The sequence below is a fragment of the Reyranella sp. genome (assembly GCF_004296935.1).
GTDB lineage: Bacteria > Pseudomonadota > Alphaproteobacteria > Reyranellales > Reyranellaceae > Reyranella.
Window position 1 is genome coordinate 43,570 of record NZ_SCVH01000106.1, and the last position, 17,894, is coordinate 61,463.

Annotated in this window: 18 protein-coding genes; 9 read left to right on the top strand and 9 right to left on the bottom strand. The window is 66.3% G+C overall.

What is annotated here, in order from left to right:
* Positions 1-66 precede the first annotated feature (66 nt).
* The 4 genes from EPO55_RS15490 to EPO55_RS15505 form a co-directional block, all read right to left on the bottom strand.
* Positions 67-1,359: a TRAP transporter large permease gene (locus EPO55_RS15490; RefSeq protein ID WP_296337858.1), complete on the bottom strand. Its 1,293-nt coding sequence runs from the start codon at positions 1,357-1,359 to the stop codon at positions 67-69.
* 2 nt (positions 1,360-1,361) lie between these two features.
* Positions 1,362-1,898: a TRAP transporter small permease gene (locus tag EPO55_RS15495; RefSeq protein ID WP_296337859.1), complete on the bottom strand. Its 537-nt coding sequence runs from the start codon at positions 1,896-1,898 to the stop codon at positions 1,362-1,364.
* A 98-nt stretch (positions 1,899-1,996) separates the two neighbouring features.
* A complete protein-coding gene (locus EPO55_RS15500; protein WP_296337860.1) occupies positions 1,997-3,061 on the bottom strand; it encodes a TRAP transporter substrate-binding protein in 1,065 nt (354 codons plus the stop codon).
* Between the two features lie 139 nt (positions 3,062-3,200).
* A complete protein-coding gene (locus EPO55_RS15505) occupies positions 3,201-4,634 on the bottom strand; it encodes an amidase (RefSeq protein WP_296337862.1) in 1,434 nt (477 codons plus the stop codon).
* Positions 4,635-4,692: 58 nt separating this feature from the next.
* On the opposite strand from EPO55_RS15505, the gene EPO55_RS15510 reads away from it, so the two are divergent.
* The 5 genes from EPO55_RS15510 to EPO55_RS15530 are packed head-to-tail and all read left to right on the top strand — an operon-like array spanning position 4,693 to position 8,098.
* Positions 4,693-5,448 carry a TSUP family transporter gene (locus EPO55_RS15510; RefSeq protein ID WP_296337863.1) on the top strand — a complete coding sequence of 252 codons (756 nt, stop codon included), beginning with the start codon at positions 4,693-4,695 and terminating at the stop codon, positions 5,446-5,448.
* A complete protein-coding gene (locus EPO55_RS15515) occupies positions 5,445-5,645 on the top strand; it encodes a hypothetical protein (RefSeq protein ID WP_296337865.1) in 201 nt (66 codons plus the stop codon). Before EPO55_RS15510 ends, EPO55_RS15515 begins: the two co-directional genes overlap by 4 nt.
* Positions 5,642-6,445: a crotonase/enoyl-CoA hydratase family protein gene (locus EPO55_RS15520; protein WP_296337867.1), complete on the top strand. Its 804-nt coding sequence runs from the start codon at positions 5,642-5,644 to the stop codon at positions 6,443-6,445. The genes EPO55_RS15515 and EPO55_RS15520 overlap by 4 nt, the downstream gene beginning before the upstream one ends.
* A 4-nt stretch (positions 6,446-6,449) precedes the next feature.
* Positions 6,450-7,442: an NADP-dependent oxidoreductase gene (locus EPO55_RS15525; RefSeq protein ID WP_296337868.1), complete on the top strand. Its 993-nt coding sequence runs from the start codon at positions 6,450-6,452 to the stop codon at positions 7,440-7,442.
* Between the two features lie 2 nt (positions 7,443-7,444).
* The gene (locus EPO55_RS15530) at positions 7,445-8,098 is read left to right on the top strand and encodes a glutathione S-transferase family protein (protein ID WP_296337869.1); all 654 of its coding nucleotides are present in this window, start codon (positions 7,445-7,447) and stop codon (positions 8,096-8,098) included.
* Here the strand turns inward: EPO55_RS15530 and EPO55_RS15535 are convergent.
* Positions 8,095-8,907, bottom strand: a complete 813-nt coding sequence (locus EPO55_RS15535) for an enoyl-CoA hydratase-related protein (protein WP_296337870.1) — start codon at positions 8,905-8,907, stop codon at positions 8,095-8,097. The two genes, EPO55_RS15530 and EPO55_RS15535, sit on opposite strands and share 4 nt — an antisense overlap.
* A gap of 30 nt (positions 8,908-8,937) precedes the next feature.
* Here EPO55_RS15535 and EPO55_RS15540 point away from each other — a divergent pair, with 30 nt between their 5' ends.
* Both EPO55_RS15540 and EPO55_RS15545 read left to right on the top strand, forming a co-directional pair.
* A complete protein-coding gene (locus EPO55_RS15540) occupies positions 8,938-9,963 on the top strand; it encodes an alpha/beta hydrolase (protein WP_296337871.1) in 1,026 nt (341 codons plus the stop codon).
* Between the two features lie 105 nt (positions 9,964-10,068).
* The gene (locus tag EPO55_RS15545; protein WP_296337872.1) at positions 10,069-10,587 is read left to right on the top strand and encodes a hypothetical protein; all 519 of its coding nucleotides are present in this window, start codon (positions 10,069-10,071) and stop codon (positions 10,585-10,587) included.
* On the opposite strand, the gene EPO55_RS15550 is transcribed toward EPO55_RS15545, so the two are convergent.
* Positions 10,584-11,072 (bottom strand): GFA family protein, encoded by a 489-nt coding sequence (locus EPO55_RS15550; RefSeq protein WP_296337873.1) that lies wholly within the window; start codon positions 11,070-11,072, stop codon positions 10,584-10,586. The two genes, EPO55_RS15545 and EPO55_RS15550, sit on opposite strands and share 4 nt — an antisense overlap.
* A 59-nt stretch (positions 11,073-11,131) precedes the next feature.
* Here EPO55_RS15550 and EPO55_RS15555 point away from each other — a divergent pair, with 59 nt between their 5' ends.
* A complete protein-coding gene (locus EPO55_RS15555) occupies positions 11,132-11,920 on the top strand; it encodes an SDR family NAD(P)-dependent oxidoreductase (protein ID WP_296337874.1) in 789 nt (262 codons plus the stop codon).
* A 1-nt stretch (position 11,921) separates the two neighbouring features.
* On the opposite strand, the gene EPO55_RS15560 is transcribed toward EPO55_RS15555, so the two are convergent.
* From EPO55_RS15560 to EPO55_RS15570, 3 genes are all read right to left on the bottom strand, one after another.
* Positions 11,922-13,631: an AMP-binding protein gene (locus EPO55_RS15560; RefSeq protein WP_296337876.1), complete on the bottom strand. Its 1,710-nt coding sequence runs from the start codon at positions 13,629-13,631 to the stop codon at positions 11,922-11,924.
* Positions 13,632-13,878: 247 nt separating this feature from the next.
* Positions 13,879-14,775, bottom strand: a complete 897-nt coding sequence (locus EPO55_RS15565) for a DMT family transporter (protein ID WP_296337877.1) — start codon at positions 14,773-14,775, stop codon at positions 13,879-13,881.
* Positions 14,772-15,845, bottom strand: a complete 1,074-nt coding sequence (locus EPO55_RS15570) for an LLM class flavin-dependent oxidoreductase (RefSeq protein ID WP_296337878.1) — start codon at positions 15,843-15,845, stop codon at positions 14,772-14,774. Before EPO55_RS15570 ends, EPO55_RS15565 begins: the two co-directional genes overlap by 4 nt.
* Positions 15,846-16,151: 306 nt before the next feature.
* Between EPO55_RS15570 and EPO55_RS15575 the strand changes: the two genes are divergently transcribed.
* A complete protein-coding gene (locus EPO55_RS15575) occupies positions 16,152-17,888 on the top strand; it encodes a DEAD/DEAH box helicase (RefSeq protein ID WP_296337879.1) in 1,737 nt (578 codons plus the stop codon).
* Positions 17,889-17,894: the final 6 nt, after the last annotated feature.

The window sequence follows — 17,894 nt, forward strand, 5'->3', positions numbered from 1 at the left end:
AGGGACCCAATCACCGACCTTCCGGGCTATTCCCGCGAATATCCTTTCGCGCCGCCGGGATCCGATCTATCCGCGGCCCATCACCCAGGTCGGCAACCCCAGGGCGATATCGGGGAAGGCCATGAGCAGCAGAATCAGCACGAGCATGGCGCCCACGAAGGGCAATGCGCCCTTGATGACGTCTGCGATGGCGCCCGTCGCGCGCAGGCTTTGCACGACGTAGAGGTTGAGGCCGACCGGCGGCGTCACCAGGGCTGCCTCGACGAGGATGGTCAGCACGATGCCCCACCAGATGGGATCCCAGCCCAGGCCCACCACGATCGGGAACACGAACGGGGTCGTGAGGATCATCATCGAGATGGTTTCCATGAAGCAGCCCAAGATCAGGTAGAACACGATCAACAGCAGCATGGTGCCGACCTTGCCGAGCCCGAGTGCGCTGATGGCTTTCGCCACACCGTCGGTGACGCCGATGTTGGCCAGGACGAAGTTCAGGAACTGTGCGGCGATGATGATCAGCATGATCATCGCCGTGGTCCGCATCGTTCCTTCGAAAACCGCCTTGAGCATCGACCAGGAGAGCGCGCGCTCCCATGCCGCCAGCAGGAGCGCCGCGAAGACGCCCATGGACGCCGCTTCCGTCGGTGTGGCCCAGCCGGCGTAGATGGAGCCGACGACAACGGCAAAGATGAACAGGGGCGCCACGAGGTCTTTCAGGGACCGCAGCCGCTCGCCCCAGCTGCTTGTGATCGGCGTTCCGCCCTTCGAAGGCGTCAGCAGGCAGTAGCCCAGGACGATGGCCATGAAGAAGGCGGTGAGCAGCAGGCCGGGGATCATCCCGGCCAAATAGAGGCGAGGGACAGAGGTCTGGGTCAGTAGTCCGTAGAGGATGAAGTTGATGGATGGCGGGATCAGGATGCCGAGCGTGCCGCCGGCCGCCAGCGTTCCCAGGAAGAGCGGCTCGTCATAGCCGCGGATCTTCACCTGCGGCAGGGCGACGACGCCGACCGTCGCCGCCGTGGCCACGCTCGATCCCGAGGTTGCCGCGAACATCGCGCAGGTGCCGATATTGGCATGCATCAGCCCGCCCGGTAGCCAGGAGAGCCAAGTCGCGATCGCGGCATAGACGCGATGGGCGATCCCCGACCGCAGCAGGATCTCGCCCAGCATCACGAACATCGGGATGGCGATCAGGATATATTCCGAGCTCGCGTTCCAGACGATATCGCCCATCGCCAGGTAGAGCGGAATGGACGAGAAGAACTGGTTGAGCGCCAGGCCGAGGACGCCCATGACGGCGGCCACCGGAATGCTGACGGCAAGGAGCGCGACGAGAAGGATCAGGGCGGTGCCGAGCATGTCTAGTGTTTCTCCCCGGCGTTCGGAGTCCCGATGCCCAGGGAACCCAGTTCACCCTGCACTTCCTCGTCCTGCGACGGCACCCCGATGGTTTTTGAGATAGTGGCGAGGTCGCCGCGCACCAGCGCCTGGACGCTGCGCAGGAAAGCCAGCACGGTGACGACCAGGAAAAGAACGAAGCCCGCGAACCAGAACGCCTGGGGCCAGGCCAGCAGGATCCGCAACGGCGTGTTCGACCGGTTCGCGCCGGCCAGATTGTCGAGGAATATCTCCCCGGCGCGGTCAACGATGGCCAGGACCAGGATCGCGAGGCCGGCGATCGCGATGAGGTCGAGCACCGCCTTTCCCCGCGCGCCGAGATTGCCGTAAAGGACGTCGATACGAACGTGCCCGCGCGTCACCATCACGTGAGCCAGCGACCATGACGTGCCGATGGCAAAAAGATATGCCGCGATCTCGTCGGAGCCCGAGAACGCAAAGGCCAGCAGCTTGCGGCTGATCACTTCCACGGTCACGACGACGGCAGCCAGCAGGATCATGGCGCCGCCGGCCCACGCTCCCCAGAGGGCGGCGACCGATGCGCCGCGCCATAGACGTTCCATGCTTGCTTTCCGAGGGACGGAGACCCCTGTGCCGTTCAGTTTGCCTTGGCCGTAAGGCCGTAGCGCTTGCCAACAATCTCGGTCCACTTGGCGGCGCATTCCGCGCCACACCGCTTGGCCCACTCGGGCAAGACGACCTCGTTGAGGGCCTTCTTGACGGCGGCGCGATCGGCGTCCGAGGGGGTCACGAGCTTCAGCTTCGCCGCGGGACCGAGGGAGCACGGGCCGTTGCCGGTGTCGCAGGCGATGCCTTCCTTTGTGTCCGCCTCGACGCTTGCCCAGGATGCTTCTTCGAGCTTCTTGAACTGGCCGATCATGAAATCCTGGGTTGGCTTGGAGAGCTTGTTCCAGCTGTTGAGGTTCACGGCCACGAAGCCGGCCGTATAGCCCAGTGACACATCGACGACGGACTTCACCACCTCGGGCCACTTCGCCTGGTATCCCGGCAGCGTGCCGGTGATGCCACAGTCGACCACGCCCTTTTCGAGCGCCGGCACCACTTCGCCGAACGGAATGGTCACCGCAGAGCCACCCAGCGCCTTGACCAGGTCGGACTGGGAAACGCCCTGCACGCGCACCTTCTTGCCCTTGAGATCAGCCAGGCTGGAGATTTCGTCGCGGCAGAAGAAGACCTGCTGAGGGAAGGCGAACGTCGACATGATCTGCGCGCCGAACTTGTCCCGCATGGTCTTCTGCATCTCGGGCAGCCAGGCGTTCAGGATCTCGCGCTGCTGCGCGACACTGGTCGCCACACCCGACAGATCCGACGCCTCGAAAATGGCGGCGCCATCGTCGACATAGATCGGAAGCGCGTGCGCCACGTCATAGACGCCGGTCTTCAGCAGCCGCAAAACCTCGGTGCCTTTGAGGTTGAGTTCGGTGATCGATTTGATGTTGCCGGTCAGCTTGCCGCCCGAAGCCGCACCGAGCTGCTCGTTCCAGAAAGGCGCCTCGACCTTCTTGAAAATGTTGAGGAAGTTCCACGTGCCGATCACGTTGAATTTCTTGGTGTCGAGGTTGGCCGGTGCCTGGGCCGCTGCAATGCCGCTACCGCCGACAACCAACGCTGTCGCCACTCCGAGAATTGCCGTGAATTTCATAAGTGCCTCCCTTTATACTTTCCCCGTGGCGCTGGGTTGTTTTCGAACAACTCTCCCAGGCGCGATCCTTTTTGAGAGCGCGGACGCTAGCATTCCACCGGGTTCCGGGGAAGTCGTCGTCGGCGAAGGCATCAATTGATCAGAGCGCCGGCGGACGGTGCTGTGCCCAGGGGCGCGCCTGCTCGAGCAGCGCGCCGAGCCGCAGTACGTCGGTCTCGCTCGCCCACTTGCCGATGATCTGCACCGAGGTCGGCAGCCCGTCCGCGCCGAAGCCCGACGGCACGGCCATCGCCGGATGGCCGGTGAGGTTGAACGGGTATTGGTATGACGTCCAACCCTGCCGCGTGATGCCGCACTTCACGCCGTCGATCATGACCTCGTCGTTGGCGGCGTCGTGCGTCACGTCGAGCGCGGTGCGCGCATTGGTCGGGCTCACCAGGAAGTCGTAGCGCTCGAACAGCGACTGGATCTTGCGGAACAGGACCGTGCGCGCGAACTGGGCGTTACGGAAGTCGGCGAGGGTGAACTTGGCGCCGCGGTCCATGAAGGCGAGCGTCACCGGGTCCATCTGGTTCTGCCACTTGGGCAGGTATTGGGCGCAGGTCACCGCGAAGCCGGCCTGATAGAGCACGCGGCCCTCGTACTCGATCCAGTCGATCCTGTCGGTGACTTGCTCGACCTCGGCGCCCATGTCGCGCCAGGCGTCGAGCGCCTGCAGGGTGTTCGAGCACACGTCGGCGGCGAGGCGCGGATTGGCCATCAGCTCGATGTAGCCGATGCGCACGCCCGAGAGATCCTCGCCCGCGAGCTCGGGCGACATCGGTTGCGGCGTCGCGCCGAGGCTCCAGGGGTCCTTGGATGACGGCCCCGCGAGGACGCCGTGCATGACGGCGGCGTCGGTGACGGTGCGGGCGAGGGGCCCCGCGAAGATGTTGTTGCCGAAGGCATCGCGCGAAGTGTCGTAGGGCACGATGCCGAGTGTGGCCTTGAGCCCGACCAGGCCCGAGCAGGAGGCAGGACCGCGCGTCGAGCCCGCGCCGTCGGTGGCGAGCGACAGCGGGCCGAGACCGGCCGCCACGGCGGATGCGCCGCCGCCGCTGGAGCCGCCCGGCGTGCGGTCGAGGTTCCAGGGATTGCGTGTGGCGCCAAACGACGGCCCGTCGGTCAGTCCCTTGACGCCGAACTCCGGGCTGTTTGCCTTGCCGACGATGATGGCGCCGGCCGCCTTGAGGCGCGCCACGGTGATGTCGTCGGACGCGGCCGGCGGATTGTCGGCGAAGATCGCCGAGCCATGCCGGGTCGGCACGCCCTCGACGTCGAGCAGGTCCTTGATGCTGATCGGCACGCCGTGCAGCGGCCCGAGCTTCTCGCCCCGGGACACCGCCTCCTCGGCCTTCTTCGCGTCGCGCCGGGCGGCGTCGGCCGTGACCTCGCGGAAGCAGTTGAGCTTGGGATTTGCGCGCTCGATCGCCTTCAGCACGGTGTCGACATACTCGACAGGCGAAAGCTTCCTGGCGCGGATGAGGGCGGCGGCCTTAACGGCCGGGGTGAAAAGAAGATCGGTGTCGCTCATGGTCTGCACCCTATCGATCCTCGACACATTCTGCCATGCGCGCTACCCAGCGTGCGAAATGTTCTCCCTGCCTATCCTGGCCGCACTCGCGGTCGTGGCTGCCGTGACCTCGTTCATTTCCGGCATCTTCGGCATGGCGGGCGGGATGCTGCTGATCGGCTTCCTGCTGGTCCTGCTGCCGGTGCCGGTCGCCATGGTGTTCCATGGCGTCATCCAGATCGCGGCCAACGGCTGGCGTGCCTGGCTGTGGCGCCACCATGTAAAATGGAGCGTCGTGCTGCAGTTCGGCGCCGGCGCCGCGGCCTCGCTGCTAGTGTTCTCCTTCTTCGATTTCGTGCCTGACAAGGCGCTGGTGCTGGTGGCGGTCGGGGTGACGCCGTTCATTGCGCTGGCGGTGCCGAAGCGCATCGCCCCCAACATCGAGGCGCCGGGCCAGGCGTTCCTGGCCGGCGCCATCGGCGGGGCCATCCAGCTGGTGTCGGGCGTCACCGGACCGCTGCTCGACATCTTCTATGTCCGCACCGGCATGACCCGGCAGGTCAATGTCGCCACCAAGGCCGCCGCCCAGGTGCTGGGACATCTCACCAAAGTCGTTTATTTCGCCGTCCTGATCGACGACCCGGCCGGGCGCGACCTCGAACAGTGGCTGGTGATGGCCTATGCTGCTGCCTTCGCCGTGTTCGGCACCACGCTCTCGCGCCGTTTCCTCGACCGCATGTCGGACAAGCAATTCTACCACTGGACGCGGCGGGTCATCCTGGCGTTGGGCGCGGTCTATATCGCGCAGGGGATTTGGCGGATGGTGCACGCATGACGGATGTTAAGGCAGAAGTACGGGCGCTGCTCGACCGCCTGCCCGAGGATTGCTCCTACACCGACGTGCAGCGCGGCATTGCCATGCTGATGTGGCCCAAACGCCGCGACGGCAGCCTCGCGCCGCCAGAGCGCGTGGATCCGGAAGAAGTGAAGCGCCGCCTGCGCGAATGGATGAAATCGGAGAAGGACAAATGAAGGACCGCGTCTCGATCGACCTCAAGGACGGCGTGGCCGACGTCCGCCTGATCCGCGCCGACAAGATGAACGCGCTCGATCCCGCGATGTTCGAGGGCATCATCGAGGCGGGCGCCAGGCTCGCCGACATGAAGGGGCTGCGCTGCGTCGTGCTGTCGGGCGAGGGCAAGGCCTTCTGCGCCGGCCTCGACATGGGAAGTTTTGCGGCGATGAAACAGGACGGTGACGCGGTGCCGGGCGTGCGCGACCTCACCAAGCGCACCCACGGCATCGCCAATCGGCCGCAGCAGTGCGCCTGGCTGTGGCGCGAGCTGCCGGTGCCGGTGATCGCCGCCGTCCATGGCGTGGCCTTCGGCGGCGGCTTCCAGATCGCGCTGGGACCGGACATCCGATACGCCACCGCCGACACGCGCTTCTCGGTGATGGAGATCAAGTGGGGCTTGGTGCCCGATCTCGCCGGCACGCAGCTCATGCGCCATCTCGCGCGCGAGGACGTGGTGCGCGAGCTCACCTATACCGGCCGCATCTTCAATGGCATCGAGGCGCAGCAGATGGGCTTCGTCACCCGTGTGGTCGACGATCCGCGCGCCTCGGCGCTCGAAACGGCCCGGGAAATCGCCTCCAAGAGCCCTGACGCGATGCGGGCGAACAAGCGGCTGCTGAACGCCGCGGTCGCGACCGACGCGGCGTCGGGCCTGATGATGGAGTCGGTCGAACAGCAGAAGCTGATCGGCTCGCCCAACCAGCTCGAAGCCATCATGTCGAACCTGCAGAAGCGCGCCGCCAACTACAAGGACTGACGCCATGAACCGCCAATGGCTCTACGCCAAGCAGCCCCAGGGCAAAATTGCCGCCGACACCTTCCAGTGGACGGAGACGGCGATCCCGGTGCCGAACGAGGGTGAGGCGCTGGTGCGCACGCGCATGCTCTCGCTCGATCCTGCCAACCGCGCCTGGATGATGGGCAAGACCTATCGTGATGCGCTCGAACCCGGTCAGGTGATGAGCGGCTTCACGATCGGCGAGGTGGTCGACTCGAAGGCGCCGGGCCTGGCGAAGGGCGACATCGTCGAAGGCGACTGGGGCTGGCAGGATTACGCGGCGCTGCCGTCGCGGCGTCTCACCAAGCGCACGACGCAGGTGCCGCTCGAACTCCTGATCGGGCCGCTCAGCGTCACCGGTCTCACGGCCTATTTCGGCCTGCTGGAAGTGGGCCAGCCCAAGCCCGGCGACACGGTGCTGGTCTCGGCGGCGGCCGGCGCGGTCGGCACCATGGTGGGCCAGATCGCCAAGCTCGCGGGCTGCCGCGTCGTCGGCACCGCGGGCGGGCAGGACAAATGCGACTGGCTGGTGCGCGAGCTCGGCTTCGATGCGGCGGTCGACTACAAGGCGGGCGGCGTGCGACGGGCGCTGGCGGCGGCGTGTCCCGCCGGCATCGACGTCTATTTTGACAACACCGGCGGCGCGGTGCTGGACGCAGCCCTTTCGTTGATGAACTTGCGCGGCCGCATCGCCTGTTGTGGCAACGTCTCGCAATACGACGTCGACAAGCCCGCGCCCGGCCCGATGGCGGTGCCGGGGCTGGTCGTGACCAAGCGGCTGCGCATGGAAGGCTTCATCGTCATGGATTTTTATGATCGCCGCACCGAAGCCGAGCAGCGGCTGGCGCGCTGGGTTGCCGAGGGCAAGATCAAGGCCATCGTCGATATCGTCGACGGTCTCGACAAGGCGCCGGAGGCGCTGATCGGCCTGTTCGAAGGCAGGAACCGCGGCAAGATGGCAGTGAGGGTGATCTGACCATGGCGCTGGTTCTCCATGCCCATCCCTTCTCGTCGTACTGCCAGAAGGTGCTGATCGCACTCTATGAGAACGACACGCCTTTCACGTTGCGCCTGCTGACCGACGCCGACTCCTTTGCGGAACTGGCGAAGCTCTGGCCGTTGCGGCTGATGCCGGTGCTCACCGATGGCGACGAAGTCGTGCGCGAGGCCAGTATCATCATAGAACATCTGATGCTGCGTCATCCTGGGCCGGCGCGTCTGATCCCGCAGGATCCCGCGGCGGCGCTAAAAGTGCGCTTCCTCGATCGCGTCTTCGACAACTACGTCATGGGTCCGATGCAGAGGGTGGTCGGCGACGCGCTGCGTGACGCCGGCGAGCGCGATCCCAAGAGCGTGGCCGACGCCAAGGCGCGGCTCGACCAGTCATACGAATGGCTCGATGGCGAATTGAAGGGGCGGACCTGGGCCGCGGGTGAGGCTTTTACACTGGCCGACTGCGCGGCGGCGCCGTCGCTCTTCTATGCCGATTGGGTGCACCCGATCGGCGAACGGTTCGGCAGCCTTCGTGCTTATCGCGCGCGGCTGCTCAAGCGGCCGTCCTTCGCGCGCGCTGTCGAGGAAGCACGGCCCTATCGCTCGTTCTTCCCGCCCGGCGCACCCGACAGGGACTAGCAGCCGGCAAACTTCGGCTTCCGTTTCTCCACGAAGGCCTGCACCGCTTCCTTGTGGTCGGCGGTACGCGAGGCCGATACCAGACGCTCGGCTTCGCGATAGTGGGCGGTCGCGTAGTCGATATGCAACGCGTCGTCGAGATTGTCCTTGATGAGGCGCAGCGCGACCCGCGGACCGTCGGCCAGCGATTTGGCGAAAGCAAAGGCTTCTTCCGGGAGCCTGGCGTCGTCGACCACGCGATTGAAGAGTCCGATGCGCTCTCCGCGTTCGGCGTCAACCTTCTCCGAGGTCAGCATCAGCTCGCGCGCCCGCATCGGGCCGACCGTACGCGTCAGCAGCCAGGCGATGCCGTAGTCGCCCGACAGGCCGATCCTGGCGTAACCGGTGGTGCCGAAGGCCGACTTGGCGGCGATGCGGATGTCGCAGGCGAGCGCGATGGCGAGGCCCGCGCCCGCCGCCGCACCGGGCAGGGCGGCGATGGTGGGCTTGCGTACGGCAGCCAGCGCGCCGGTGAGATGGGTCTGCCGCCAGCGCAAGTCGGCGAGGCGTTCCTCGTAGCTCATCTGGCCGCGCGGCCCGCGGCCGCCCATGCCCTTCACGTCGCCGCCGCTGCAGAAGGCGGTGCCGGCGCCCGTGATCAGCAGGGCGCCGACATCGGGATCGTCGCCGCGCGCCTTGATCTGGTTGCGCAGCGCCTCGGTGAGGGCGGGCGACATGGCGTTGCGCGCTTCGGGGCGATTGAGCGTGATCAGGGCGACGCCGCCCTGCACGTTGCACAAGAGTTCGGTTGTGCCTGTATCGATATCCATGGGACGCTCCGCCAATTCTCGAGGTTGCGCATGACATTCCCGGTCACCGAACACACCGTCAAGACCGCCCGTCACACCACGGGCTATCTCGCCTGCGGAGCGGAAGATGCCCCGCTCCTGATTTTCGTTCACGGCTGGCCGGAGCTGTCGCTGTCGTGGCGGCACCAGTTGCCGGCTTTCGCAGCGCTCGGCTTCCGCTGCATCGCGCCCGACATGCGCGGCTATGGTCGTTCGAGCACCTACACGCGCCATGAGGATTTCGCCCAGGAACTCATCGTCGCCGACATGCTGGAACTGCTGGCGGCGCTCGGTCGCGACAAGGCGGTTTGGATCGGCCACGACTGGGGCAGCCCCGTAGTGTGGAATATCGCCAGCCACCACCCGGAGAAGACTGTCGGCGTGGCGAGCCTCTGCGTGCCCTATCTCGCGTCGGGCTTCACGCTCGACACGGTCGTGCCGCTGGTTGACCGCAAGGTCTATCCCGAGGCGGAGTATCCTGTCGGCCAGTGGGACTACCAGTGCTTCTACGAGGAGAGCTTCGACAAGGCGTGCAAGGGCTTCGAAGGCAACATCCGCAATGTCGTGAAGGCGCTGTTCCGCAAGGGCGATCCCAAGGCAATCGGCAAGCCCGGCCGCACGGCCTCGATCCGCAAGACCGGCGGCTGGTTCGGCGGCGGCGCCTGCCCTGACGTGCCGCGCGATGGCGACGTCATCACCGAAGCCGACATGGAAGCCTATACCGCTGCGCTGACGCGCAACGGCTTCTTCGGGCCGGATTCTTGGTACATGAACCACAAGGCCAACGGCACCTATTCGGCGACATCGAAGAACGGCGGCAAGCTTGCGATGCCGGTGCTTTTCCTGCACGGAGCCTACGACACAACCTGCGAGACGATGCATTCCCGACTCGCCGACCCGATGCGTCGCGATTGCGCCGATCTCACCGAAGTCGTGGTGAACTCTGGGCACTGGATGGCGCAGGAGCAGCCCGTCGCGGTGAATGCGGCGCTGGCAAAATGGCTGGCGGCCAAGCTGCCGGACTACTGGAAGATTTAGCAGGCGCTGGGAACCTCGGCCGGGGCTCCGCGTTGTTGCCTTCGCCCAGCCATCGCCCGGCCATAAAGCGGGAGCTTGCTGGTGAGCCTTCCAGGAGGATCTCCCATGCGAACAGCCCCGATTGCCTTCTTCGTCCTTCTTTGCGCTGCGCTCGCCTCACCTGCCTTCGCCCAGAAGGACAAGGACGACAGGCCCGGCCGCGGCGGCCCGCCCGACAAGGCCACGACGGCACCCGGCAAGGGTCAAGGCCAGGGGCAGGCACAAGGTCAGGGCCAGGGCGGACCACAGGCCGCCGCACCGCAGGTCAACGTCGTCATCAACGACCGCGACCGCAACTCGGTCTACTCTTACTACCGCACGCAGTACGCTGCCGGTCACTGCCCGCCGGGTCTCGCCAAGAAGAACAACGGCTGCCTGCCGCCGGGCCAAGCCAAGAAACTCTGGGTGATCGGCCAGCCTCTGGCGGCCGGCATCGTCTTTTATCCGCTACCGGGCGTTCTGCTTGCGCAGCTCTCACCCGCGCCCGCTGGCTATCAGTATGTGCGGGTCGCCAATGACATCCTGATGATGGCGATTGGCACACGTCTGATCGCGGGTGCCGTGGCCGATCTCAGCAGCCTCTAGCCTTTGGCGGTGCGCAAGGCGGCGCGCCGCTCCAGGCTTTCCTTCGGCCACATCTTCTTGATGTCGTAGAACTCACGCACCGAAGGTGTGCCTTCGGGCAGCTCGACCCAGGGCTGCTTGGACATGGTGAAGATGTGGATGTCGGGCGGCATGGCGTCGGGGTTGTCGAGCGTGCCGACGCGCACGAAACGCACGGCATCGCCCGCGCCCGGATAGTTGCTCCACACCGCGATGCGGCAGCTGGGGCAGCGCCAGATCTTCTGGCCCTTGCCGCTTTCCGACGGCGTCACCACCAGCTCCGGCTCGCCGTTCAGGAGCTCGACCCGGTCGGCCTCGATCATGGCGTTGAGCGCGAATGCAGTGCCCGTCTCGCGCTGGCACCAGCGGCAGTGGCAGCAGTGCACGAACATCGGCTTCGATGTCAGGCGATAGCGTACCCGGCGGCAGGTGCAGCCACCCTCATGAGTTTCCGTCTTGCTGGCCATGGCGCGAGTCTCCCGGCTAAGGTCCGCCCCTGAAATAGCATTGGGGCGGGAGAGAAGTCATGGCCGGACGTCTAAAAGACAAGGTAGCGGTGGTGACCGGCGCGGCGCCGCGCGGCGAGGGTGTGGGCAACGGCATGGCGACGGCGATTTTGTTTGCGCGGGAAGGCGCCAAGGTCGTGCTGGTCAATCGTAGCGCCGAGCGCGCCGAGAAGCTTGCCAGGCAGATCAAGGACGAGGGCGGCGAGGCTTCCGTGTTCGCGGGCGACGTCGCCCAGGCCGATGTCGCCGAGGCAATGGCCGAGTTCACTGCCAAAAAATACGGCCGCCTCGACATCCTGCACAACAATGTCGGCATCGGCGGGCCGGGCACGCCCGAGACGGTGACGCTGGAAACCTGGAACAAGGTCCTGGAGGCCAATCTCACCACCACCATGCTGTGCAGCAAGTATTGCCTTCCGAAGATGAAGGAAGGTGGTGGCGGCTCGATCATCATGGTGTCGTCGATCGCGGGCGCCCTCGGCCTGATGGGCAGTCCGGGTGCAGTGGCCTATGCCACGGCCAAGGCCGGCCTGCATGGTTTCACGCTCTCGGTCGCGGCCGACTATGCGACAGAGAACATTCGCGCCAACTGTATCGTCGTGGGCTCGGTGCATACGCCGATGGTGGCGCATCTCGGTGCCGAGGCACGCGAGCGGCGCAGGAATCTGGTGCCGATGAAGACCGAAGGCACGGCCTGGGACATCGCCCATGGCGCCGTCTATCTCGCCTCGGATGAATCGCGTTGGGTGACCGGCGTCCTGCTGCCGATCGACGGCGGCTTGGTGGCGCTCCGGCAGTGGCCGCGCTAGCTCATTCGGCCGCCGCCGGCATCGTATAGTCGCCGGCGATGAACTTCGCCTTGGCGTGGGTGCGGGAGAGCTTGCCTGACGAGGTGAGCGGAAGTCCGAACTTGCGCGAGATCAGTTCGATCCGGCAGTCGACACCGGCGGTTTCCTTGACCGTCTGGCGGATGCTGCCGGTCAGCGCCTCGAGTTCCTCGGCGTCGCCCACGTAGCTCTGCACGAGGACGACCACTTCCTCGCCCGCCCCCGACTCGACGGAGAAGGCGCAGGCATCGCCCTGGCGCAGCCGCGGCAGGGCCTCGATCGCCCATTCGATGTCCTGCGGCCAGATGTTGCGGCCGTTGACGATGATCAGGTCCTTGGCGCGACCGGTCACCACGATCTCGCCGTCGCTCCAGTAGCCGAGATCACCGGTATCGAGCCAGCCGTTCTTGAGGACACGGGCGGTCGCTTCAGGCTCGCCGAAATAGCCCGGCATGACGCTCGGTCCCTGGACGAAGAGCCGGCCGACCTGTCGCTCCGACACCACCGCGCCGGTCTCGTCGCGGATCTCGACGTGATGGCCGGCCATGGGTCGTCCGCACACCACGAAATCGCGCTTGCCGAGCTTGTCGATTTTGTAGCCGCCGAAACGGCGGCTGAAACTCAGGCCAACACAAAGCTCGGCCATGCCGTAGCTCGGCAGGAAGGCGCGAGCGTCGAAGCCCGCCGCGGCGAACGTGTCGGCGAAGCGCTGCAGCACCGGCGCCTGGATCAGGTCGGCGCCGATTCCGGCCAGCTTCAGGCACGACAGGTCGAGGCCGGTTGGCATTTGTGTTGCCGCACGCCGCGCGACGAGGTCGTAGCCGAAGCTCGGGCTGTAAGTGATGGTGGCGCGCCGGCGTGAGATCAGCGACAGCCACTGCGTCGGCCGGCGGGCGAAGTCGCGCGGCGCCAGGAGATCGACGCTGCGTTGCGCACACATCGGCGCCAGGATGAAGCCGATCAGCCCCATGTCGTGATAGAGCGGCAGCCAGCTCACGCCGGAATCGCCCTCTTTCAGCTCCTGACGGGCGATCGAGCCGTCGATGTTGGCCATCAGCCGATCCTGGCGGATGTCGATCCCCATCGGGGCGCGTGTGCTGCCCGACGAGAACTGGACGTAGCACTGTTCGGCGGCCGACAGTGGCTGCAATTCGACCGCGCCGTCGGGCAGGGCCTCGAACGTCGCCATCGATCCGGCGAGACGGGCGGTGGTTCCCTGCGCTGCGGTCACCGCATAGGAGGCGAGTTCGTCGGGAGCGACGACGCCGACGGCGCCCGCCGCGGCGATCTGCCGGCCGAGCTGTTCGATGTAGCTCGCCTTGGCGCCGAGGCCGACCGGGACGGATACCGGCACGGGCAGCACGCCAGCATACTGCGCCCCGAAGAAGGCGACGCAGAACCCCGGCCAGGTGTCGGCGACGATCAGCAGGCGCTCGCCGCGTGCGATGCCGGCGCCGATCAGGCGGCGCGCGAAGGTCTGGGCCTGGGTGCGGAGATCGCGGTAGGGCAGGCTGCCGAGCAGTCCGCCGCGCGCGTCGAAAAAATTGAGGCCCGTATCGCCTCCGGCCGCATAGTCGAGCGCTTCGCACAGGCTGGCGAAGCCGCCACGACGGAACGGCAGGCTGGAATTGCGCGTCGGCGTCGGCGCCAGCGTGGGCTGGCTGCCGCGTAGTGCGCTGAGGTCGCCGTCCATAAACTTACCGGTCCAATCGACGTGTCGCGCTCAGGCGAAGCTGGCGCAGGTGAAGACGTACCGGTGTTGGCGATCAGCTATTCAAGCCGGCGAAAACAGGGTGCGGCGGCAATCTCGAGCACCCTTTGTAGGGCGTCCCGAGCAAATGGTACTCGGGAGCAACCATGTCAATATGCTAATCGCATCGCCAATGCGGAATAGCCCTACCGTCAGTGTGGTTCGAGTCGTCTCCCATAACCTACTGAGGTTAATCGGAAATCGCCTTCGCGCGCTCCGCCGCGCGGCGGTCGTGGTGCCAAGTATAAAGGCCGCTCGCCACAATGATGGCTGCACCCGCCAGGGTCCAATGATCGGGAATGTCGCCGAACACCAGCGCGCCCAGCACCGCGGCCCAGACCAGCAAGGTGTAGCTGTAGGGCTGCACGGCGCCGGCGTCGGCATGGTCGAGCGCCTTGATCAGTGCGTAGTGGGCGAGCGCGCCCAGCAGAGCGATGGCGATCAACAGGCCCCAGGCCGTCGCATCCGGCCAGCGCCACTGCCACGGGCCGACCAGGGTGGTGGCACCGAAGGCCACGAAGGCCGACCACACGAGCGTCGTGTCGGGCGAATCGGTGCGCGAGCAGAGCCGGACCAGGACTTGATAGCCTGCCCATAGAAGGGCGCCGAGCAGCGGCAGCAGCAGCGACCAGTCGAGCGCCCTGAGGCCAGGGCGCACGATCATCAGCATGCCGACGAAGGCGACGGCCACGGCCAGCCAGCGCGCGAGGCCGGCGCGCTCGCCGAGGAAGAGTGCTCCCAGCGCGATCACGATCAGCGGCGAAGTGGCCGCAACGGCATGGGTGTCGGCCAGCGGCAGGTAGTTGAAGGCCAGCACGAAGACGGCGCTTTCCACCACCGCCAGCAGCGCCCGGCCCGCCTGCAGCCAGGGACGTTGCGTGCGCGCCGCCGTCAGCAGGCCGCGGCGGCGGACGACAAGCCAAGCAAAGACGCAGAAGACGGCGTAGCGAATCCACATCATCTGGCCGATGGCATAGTCGGCCACCAGCCACTTGGAGATGGCGTCCATGCTGGCGAAACCTAGCATGGCGAGCATGGTGTAGAGGGCGCCGAGCGAAGTATTGCTGCGCGCCGCTGCCGATCTCATTCCGCGGCGGCGACGCGGCGCGTCGGGGGACGGAAGGCGGGGATCACGCGTTCGGCGAAGAGTTTTAGGCTCTTCATCGTCTTCTCGCGCCCATAGTAGGGCGGATAGTGCAGCAGCAGCGAGGTCATGCCGGTGCGTGACTGCATCTCACGCAAACGGGCAATCACCGTCTCGGCCGAGCCATGCAACAGCGTGGTGGCCCGCAGGTCGTCGTAGCTGAGCTGGTTGCCCTTCTCCGACACCGAGCCGAGATAGCCGCTGGTGCCGGTGCCGCCGAAATGGGCGATGTGGCGCACGATCGCTTCTTCGGTGTCGGCGCGCGCCTGGGCATCGGTATCGGCGATATAGACCCAGCGCGCGATGTCGATGTTGCCGGCCGCCGGATTCTTGGCGCGCTCGACCGAGGCAAGGCTGAGCTCACGCTTGTAGAGCGCGGTTTGCGCTGCCAGCGTCTCGATGCCGGGCAAGGTCGACAGCATCAGGCCGAATCCGTTGCGGCCGCTGTAGCCGATGGAACGATCGGTGCCGCCCGCCATGTAGAGCGGCGGATGCGGCATCTGGATGGGATGCGGCAGCATCTCGTAGGGCTCCGCGACAGTGCCGCTGAAATACTTGCCCTTGTGATCCCAGCGACGGCGGTGCCAAGCGTCGAACATCAACCCGATCGCTTCCTCGACCATGTCGCGGCGTCCCTCGAAATCCTTGCCCAGCCCTTCGAACTCGTAGGGCCGATAGCCGGAACCCAGGCCGAGCCGAACCCGACCATTGGACAGGATGTCGACGAAGGACGTGTTCTCGACGACACGGATCGGGTCGTAGAGGGGGAGCGTGATGACCGCGGCGCCGATGTTAATGCGGTTGGTTTTGGCCGACAGATAAGCCATGTAGGCGAAGCAGTCCGGCATGATGCCGTAGCCGGTCGCGAAATGATGTTCGGCGATCCAAGCGGTATCGTAGCCCAGCCGTTCGGCTTCGAGGATCTCGTCGGTCGTGCGGGCATGCACGTCGCGATGCGGGTAAGGCTCTTCCGTCGGGTTGGGATGCGAGGTGAAAAGAACGCCGAATTCCATCTGGCCACTTTCCTCTGCGTCTTGGTCGAACCGATCCTATGGCTGCCTCTGGGTGCTGGCCATGCCACAGTTTCGCCACTTGACTTCGCTGCGCCGCACCATCATAACCCCGCCAGCCCGCTGCTTCGTGGGCTGATCAAGGTTTCTCGCGATCGCGCGACGCGCCCCATTTCTTGTGACGGCGCTTCATCCCGAGACAATCCCCAAAGCAAGAGCCGTCCCAGCCGCGCGCGGGAACGGGCCAAAAGCCGCCCTACATACGCGTGCCCGAAAGGCACGGTGGGCGGCGAGAAGGACTATTTTCAAGTGAGTGAAGTTTCGTTTGCGGATCTCGGCCTGTCCGAGCCGCTGCTGCGTGCCCTGCACGGAGCGAAGTACACCACCCCCACGCCGATCCAGGCGCGTACCATTCCGGCGCTGCTCAAGGGCCGCGACGTGCTGGGCATCGCCCAGACCGGCACCGGCAAGACGGCGGCTTTCGCGCTGCCCGTCCTGCAGCTGCTTGCCGCTTCCGGCGAACGCGCCCAGCCGAAGAGCCCGCGGGCGCTCGTGCTGGCGCCGACCCGTGAGCTTGCCGTGCAGATCGCGCGCAGCTTCGACACCTACGGCCGCGGCCTCGGCCTGCGCCTGTGCACCGTCGTCGGTGGTCTCGGCTACGGTCGTCAGATCGAAACGCTGGCGCGCGGCGTCGACATCCTGATCGCCACACCCGGCCGTCTGCTCGACCTCGTCGAGCGCGGCAACGTGAAGCTCGGCAACGTCACCTTCTTCGTGCTCGACGAAGCCGATCGCATGTTCGACATGGGCTTCATCCGTGACGTCCGCCGCATCGCCGGCTCTGTCTCGAAGAACCGCCAGACGCTGCTGTTCTCGGCCACCATGCCGAGCGACATCGCCAAGCTCTCCTCGGAGATCCTTAAGAACCCGGAGAAGGTCGAGATCGCGGCCCAGGGCAAGCCGATCGAGAAGATCGAGCAGCGCGTCTATTACGTGAACGCCTCCAGCAAGCGCCAGTTGCTGAGCCATCTGCTGTCCGACGCGGCGCTCGAGCGCGTGATCGTGTTCACCCGCACCAAGCGCGGCGCCAACCGGGTTGCCGAGGCGCTCGAGGACCGCGGCGTGCGTTCCGAGGCGATCCACGGCAACAAGAGCCAGAACGCCCGTCAGAAGGCGCTCGACAACTTCAGCCGCGGCAAGGCCCGCGTGCTGGTCGCCACCGATCTCGCCTCGCGCGGCATCGATGTGCAGGGCGTGACCCACGTCATCAATTACGAGCTGCCGGCCGACGCCGAGAGTTACGTCCATCGCATCGGCCGCACCGCGCGCGCCGGTGCCTCGGGCATTGCCGTGTCGTTCTGTGATTCGAGCGAGCGCGGCCAGCTACGCAGCATCGAGAAGCTCACCCGTCAGCCGATCGCCGTCGTGGCGACGCCGGCCAACGAGGACATGCCGGTAATGCCGGTGGTGGCACGCACCCGCGAGGAGCGCGACCCCCGTGACGAGCGCGGTCGCGATGAGCGTCCGCGCGGTCGCGGTCCGGGTGGTCCCGGCCGTTCACGTTCCTTCGGCGACCGTCCGCGGTCGTTCGGCGGCGGCCATGGTGGCGATCGTCCCAACGGTCCGCCGCGTGGACCACGCCCGCAGGGCGATCGACCGCATGGTGATCGTCCTCAGGGTGATCGCCCGCAAGGTGAGCGCCAGTGGTCGCGGGGTGATTTCCGTGATCGTCCGCAGGGTGATCGCCCTCAAGGCGACCGTCCGCGTTCCTTCGGCGATCGTCCGAATGGCCCGCCGCGCGGCGACCGTTCTCATGGTGATCGCCCGCACGACGATCGTCCCCGCTTCGATCGCCCGCAAGGCGACCGCCCCCAAGGTGACCGTCCCCACGGTGATCGTCCGCAAGGCGACCGCCCGCGCTCTTTCGGCGATCGTCCGAATGGCCCGCCGCGTGGCGATCGTCCGCAAGGCGACCGCCCGCATGGCGACCGTCCGCGTTCGAACGGCGGCGCCCGCCGCTTCGGTGGCCGGGGTCGCGCAGCCTAGTCGCTT

Bases quoted from the DNA above. Each gene is read 5' to 3' on its own strand.
- EPO55_RS15490 (WP_296337858.1), bottom strand. From the start codon at position 1,359: ATGCTCGGCACCGCCCTGATCCTTCTCGTCGCGCTCCTTGCCGTCAGC.
- EPO55_RS15495 (WP_296337859.1), bottom strand. From the start codon at position 1,898: ATGATCCTGCTGGCTGCCGTCGTCGTGACCGTGGAAGTGATCAGCCGC.
- EPO55_RS15500 (WP_296337860.1), bottom strand. From the start codon at position 3,061: ATGAAATTCACGGCAATTCTCGGAGTGGCGACAGCGTTGGTTGTCGGC.
- EPO55_RS15505 (WP_296337862.1), bottom strand. From the start codon at position 4,634: ATGAGCGACACCGATCTTCTTTTCACCCCGGCCGTTAAGGCCGCCGCC.
- EPO55_RS15510 (WP_296337863.1), top strand. From the start codon at position 4,693: ATGTTCTCCCTGCCTATCCTGGCCGCACTCGCGGTCGTGGCTGCCGTG.
- EPO55_RS15515 (WP_296337865.1), top strand. From the start codon at position 5,445: ATGACGGATGTTAAGGCAGAAGTACGGGCGCTGCTCGACCGCCTGCCC.
- EPO55_RS15520 (WP_296337867.1), top strand. From the start codon at position 5,642: ATGAAGGACCGCGTCTCGATCGACCTCAAGGACGGCGTGGCCGACGTC.
- EPO55_RS15525 (WP_296337868.1), top strand. From the start codon at position 6,450: ATGAACCGCCAATGGCTCTACGCCAAGCAGCCCCAGGGCAAAATTGCC.
- EPO55_RS15530 (WP_296337869.1), top strand. From the start codon at position 7,445: ATGGCGCTGGTTCTCCATGCCCATCCCTTCTCGTCGTACTGCCAGAAG.
- EPO55_RS15535 (WP_296337870.1), bottom strand. From the start codon at position 8,907: ATGGATATCGATACAGGCACAACCGAACTCTTGTGCAACGTGCAGGGC.
- EPO55_RS15540 (WP_296337871.1), top strand. From the start codon at position 8,938: ATGACATTCCCGGTCACCGAACACACCGTCAAGACCGCCCGTCACACC.
- EPO55_RS15545 (WP_296337872.1), top strand. From the start codon at position 10,069: ATGCGAACAGCCCCGATTGCCTTCTTCGTCCTTCTTTGCGCTGCGCTC.
- EPO55_RS15550 (WP_296337873.1), bottom strand. From the start codon at position 11,072: ATGGCCAGCAAGACGGAAACTCATGAGGGTGGCTGCACCTGCCGCCGG.
- EPO55_RS15555 (WP_296337874.1), top strand. From the start codon at position 11,132: ATGGCCGGACGTCTAAAAGACAAGGTAGCGGTGGTGACCGGCGCGGCG.
- EPO55_RS15560 (WP_296337876.1), bottom strand. From the start codon at position 13,631: ATGGACGGCGACCTCAGCGCACTACGCGGCAGCCAGCCCACGCTGGCG.
- EPO55_RS15565 (WP_296337877.1), bottom strand. From the start codon at position 14,775: ATGAGATCGGCAGCGGCGCGCAGCAATACTTCGCTCGGCGCCCTCTAC.
- EPO55_RS15570 (WP_296337878.1), bottom strand. From the start codon at position 15,845: ATGGAATTCGGCGTTCTTTTCACCTCGCATCCCAACCCGACGGAAGAG.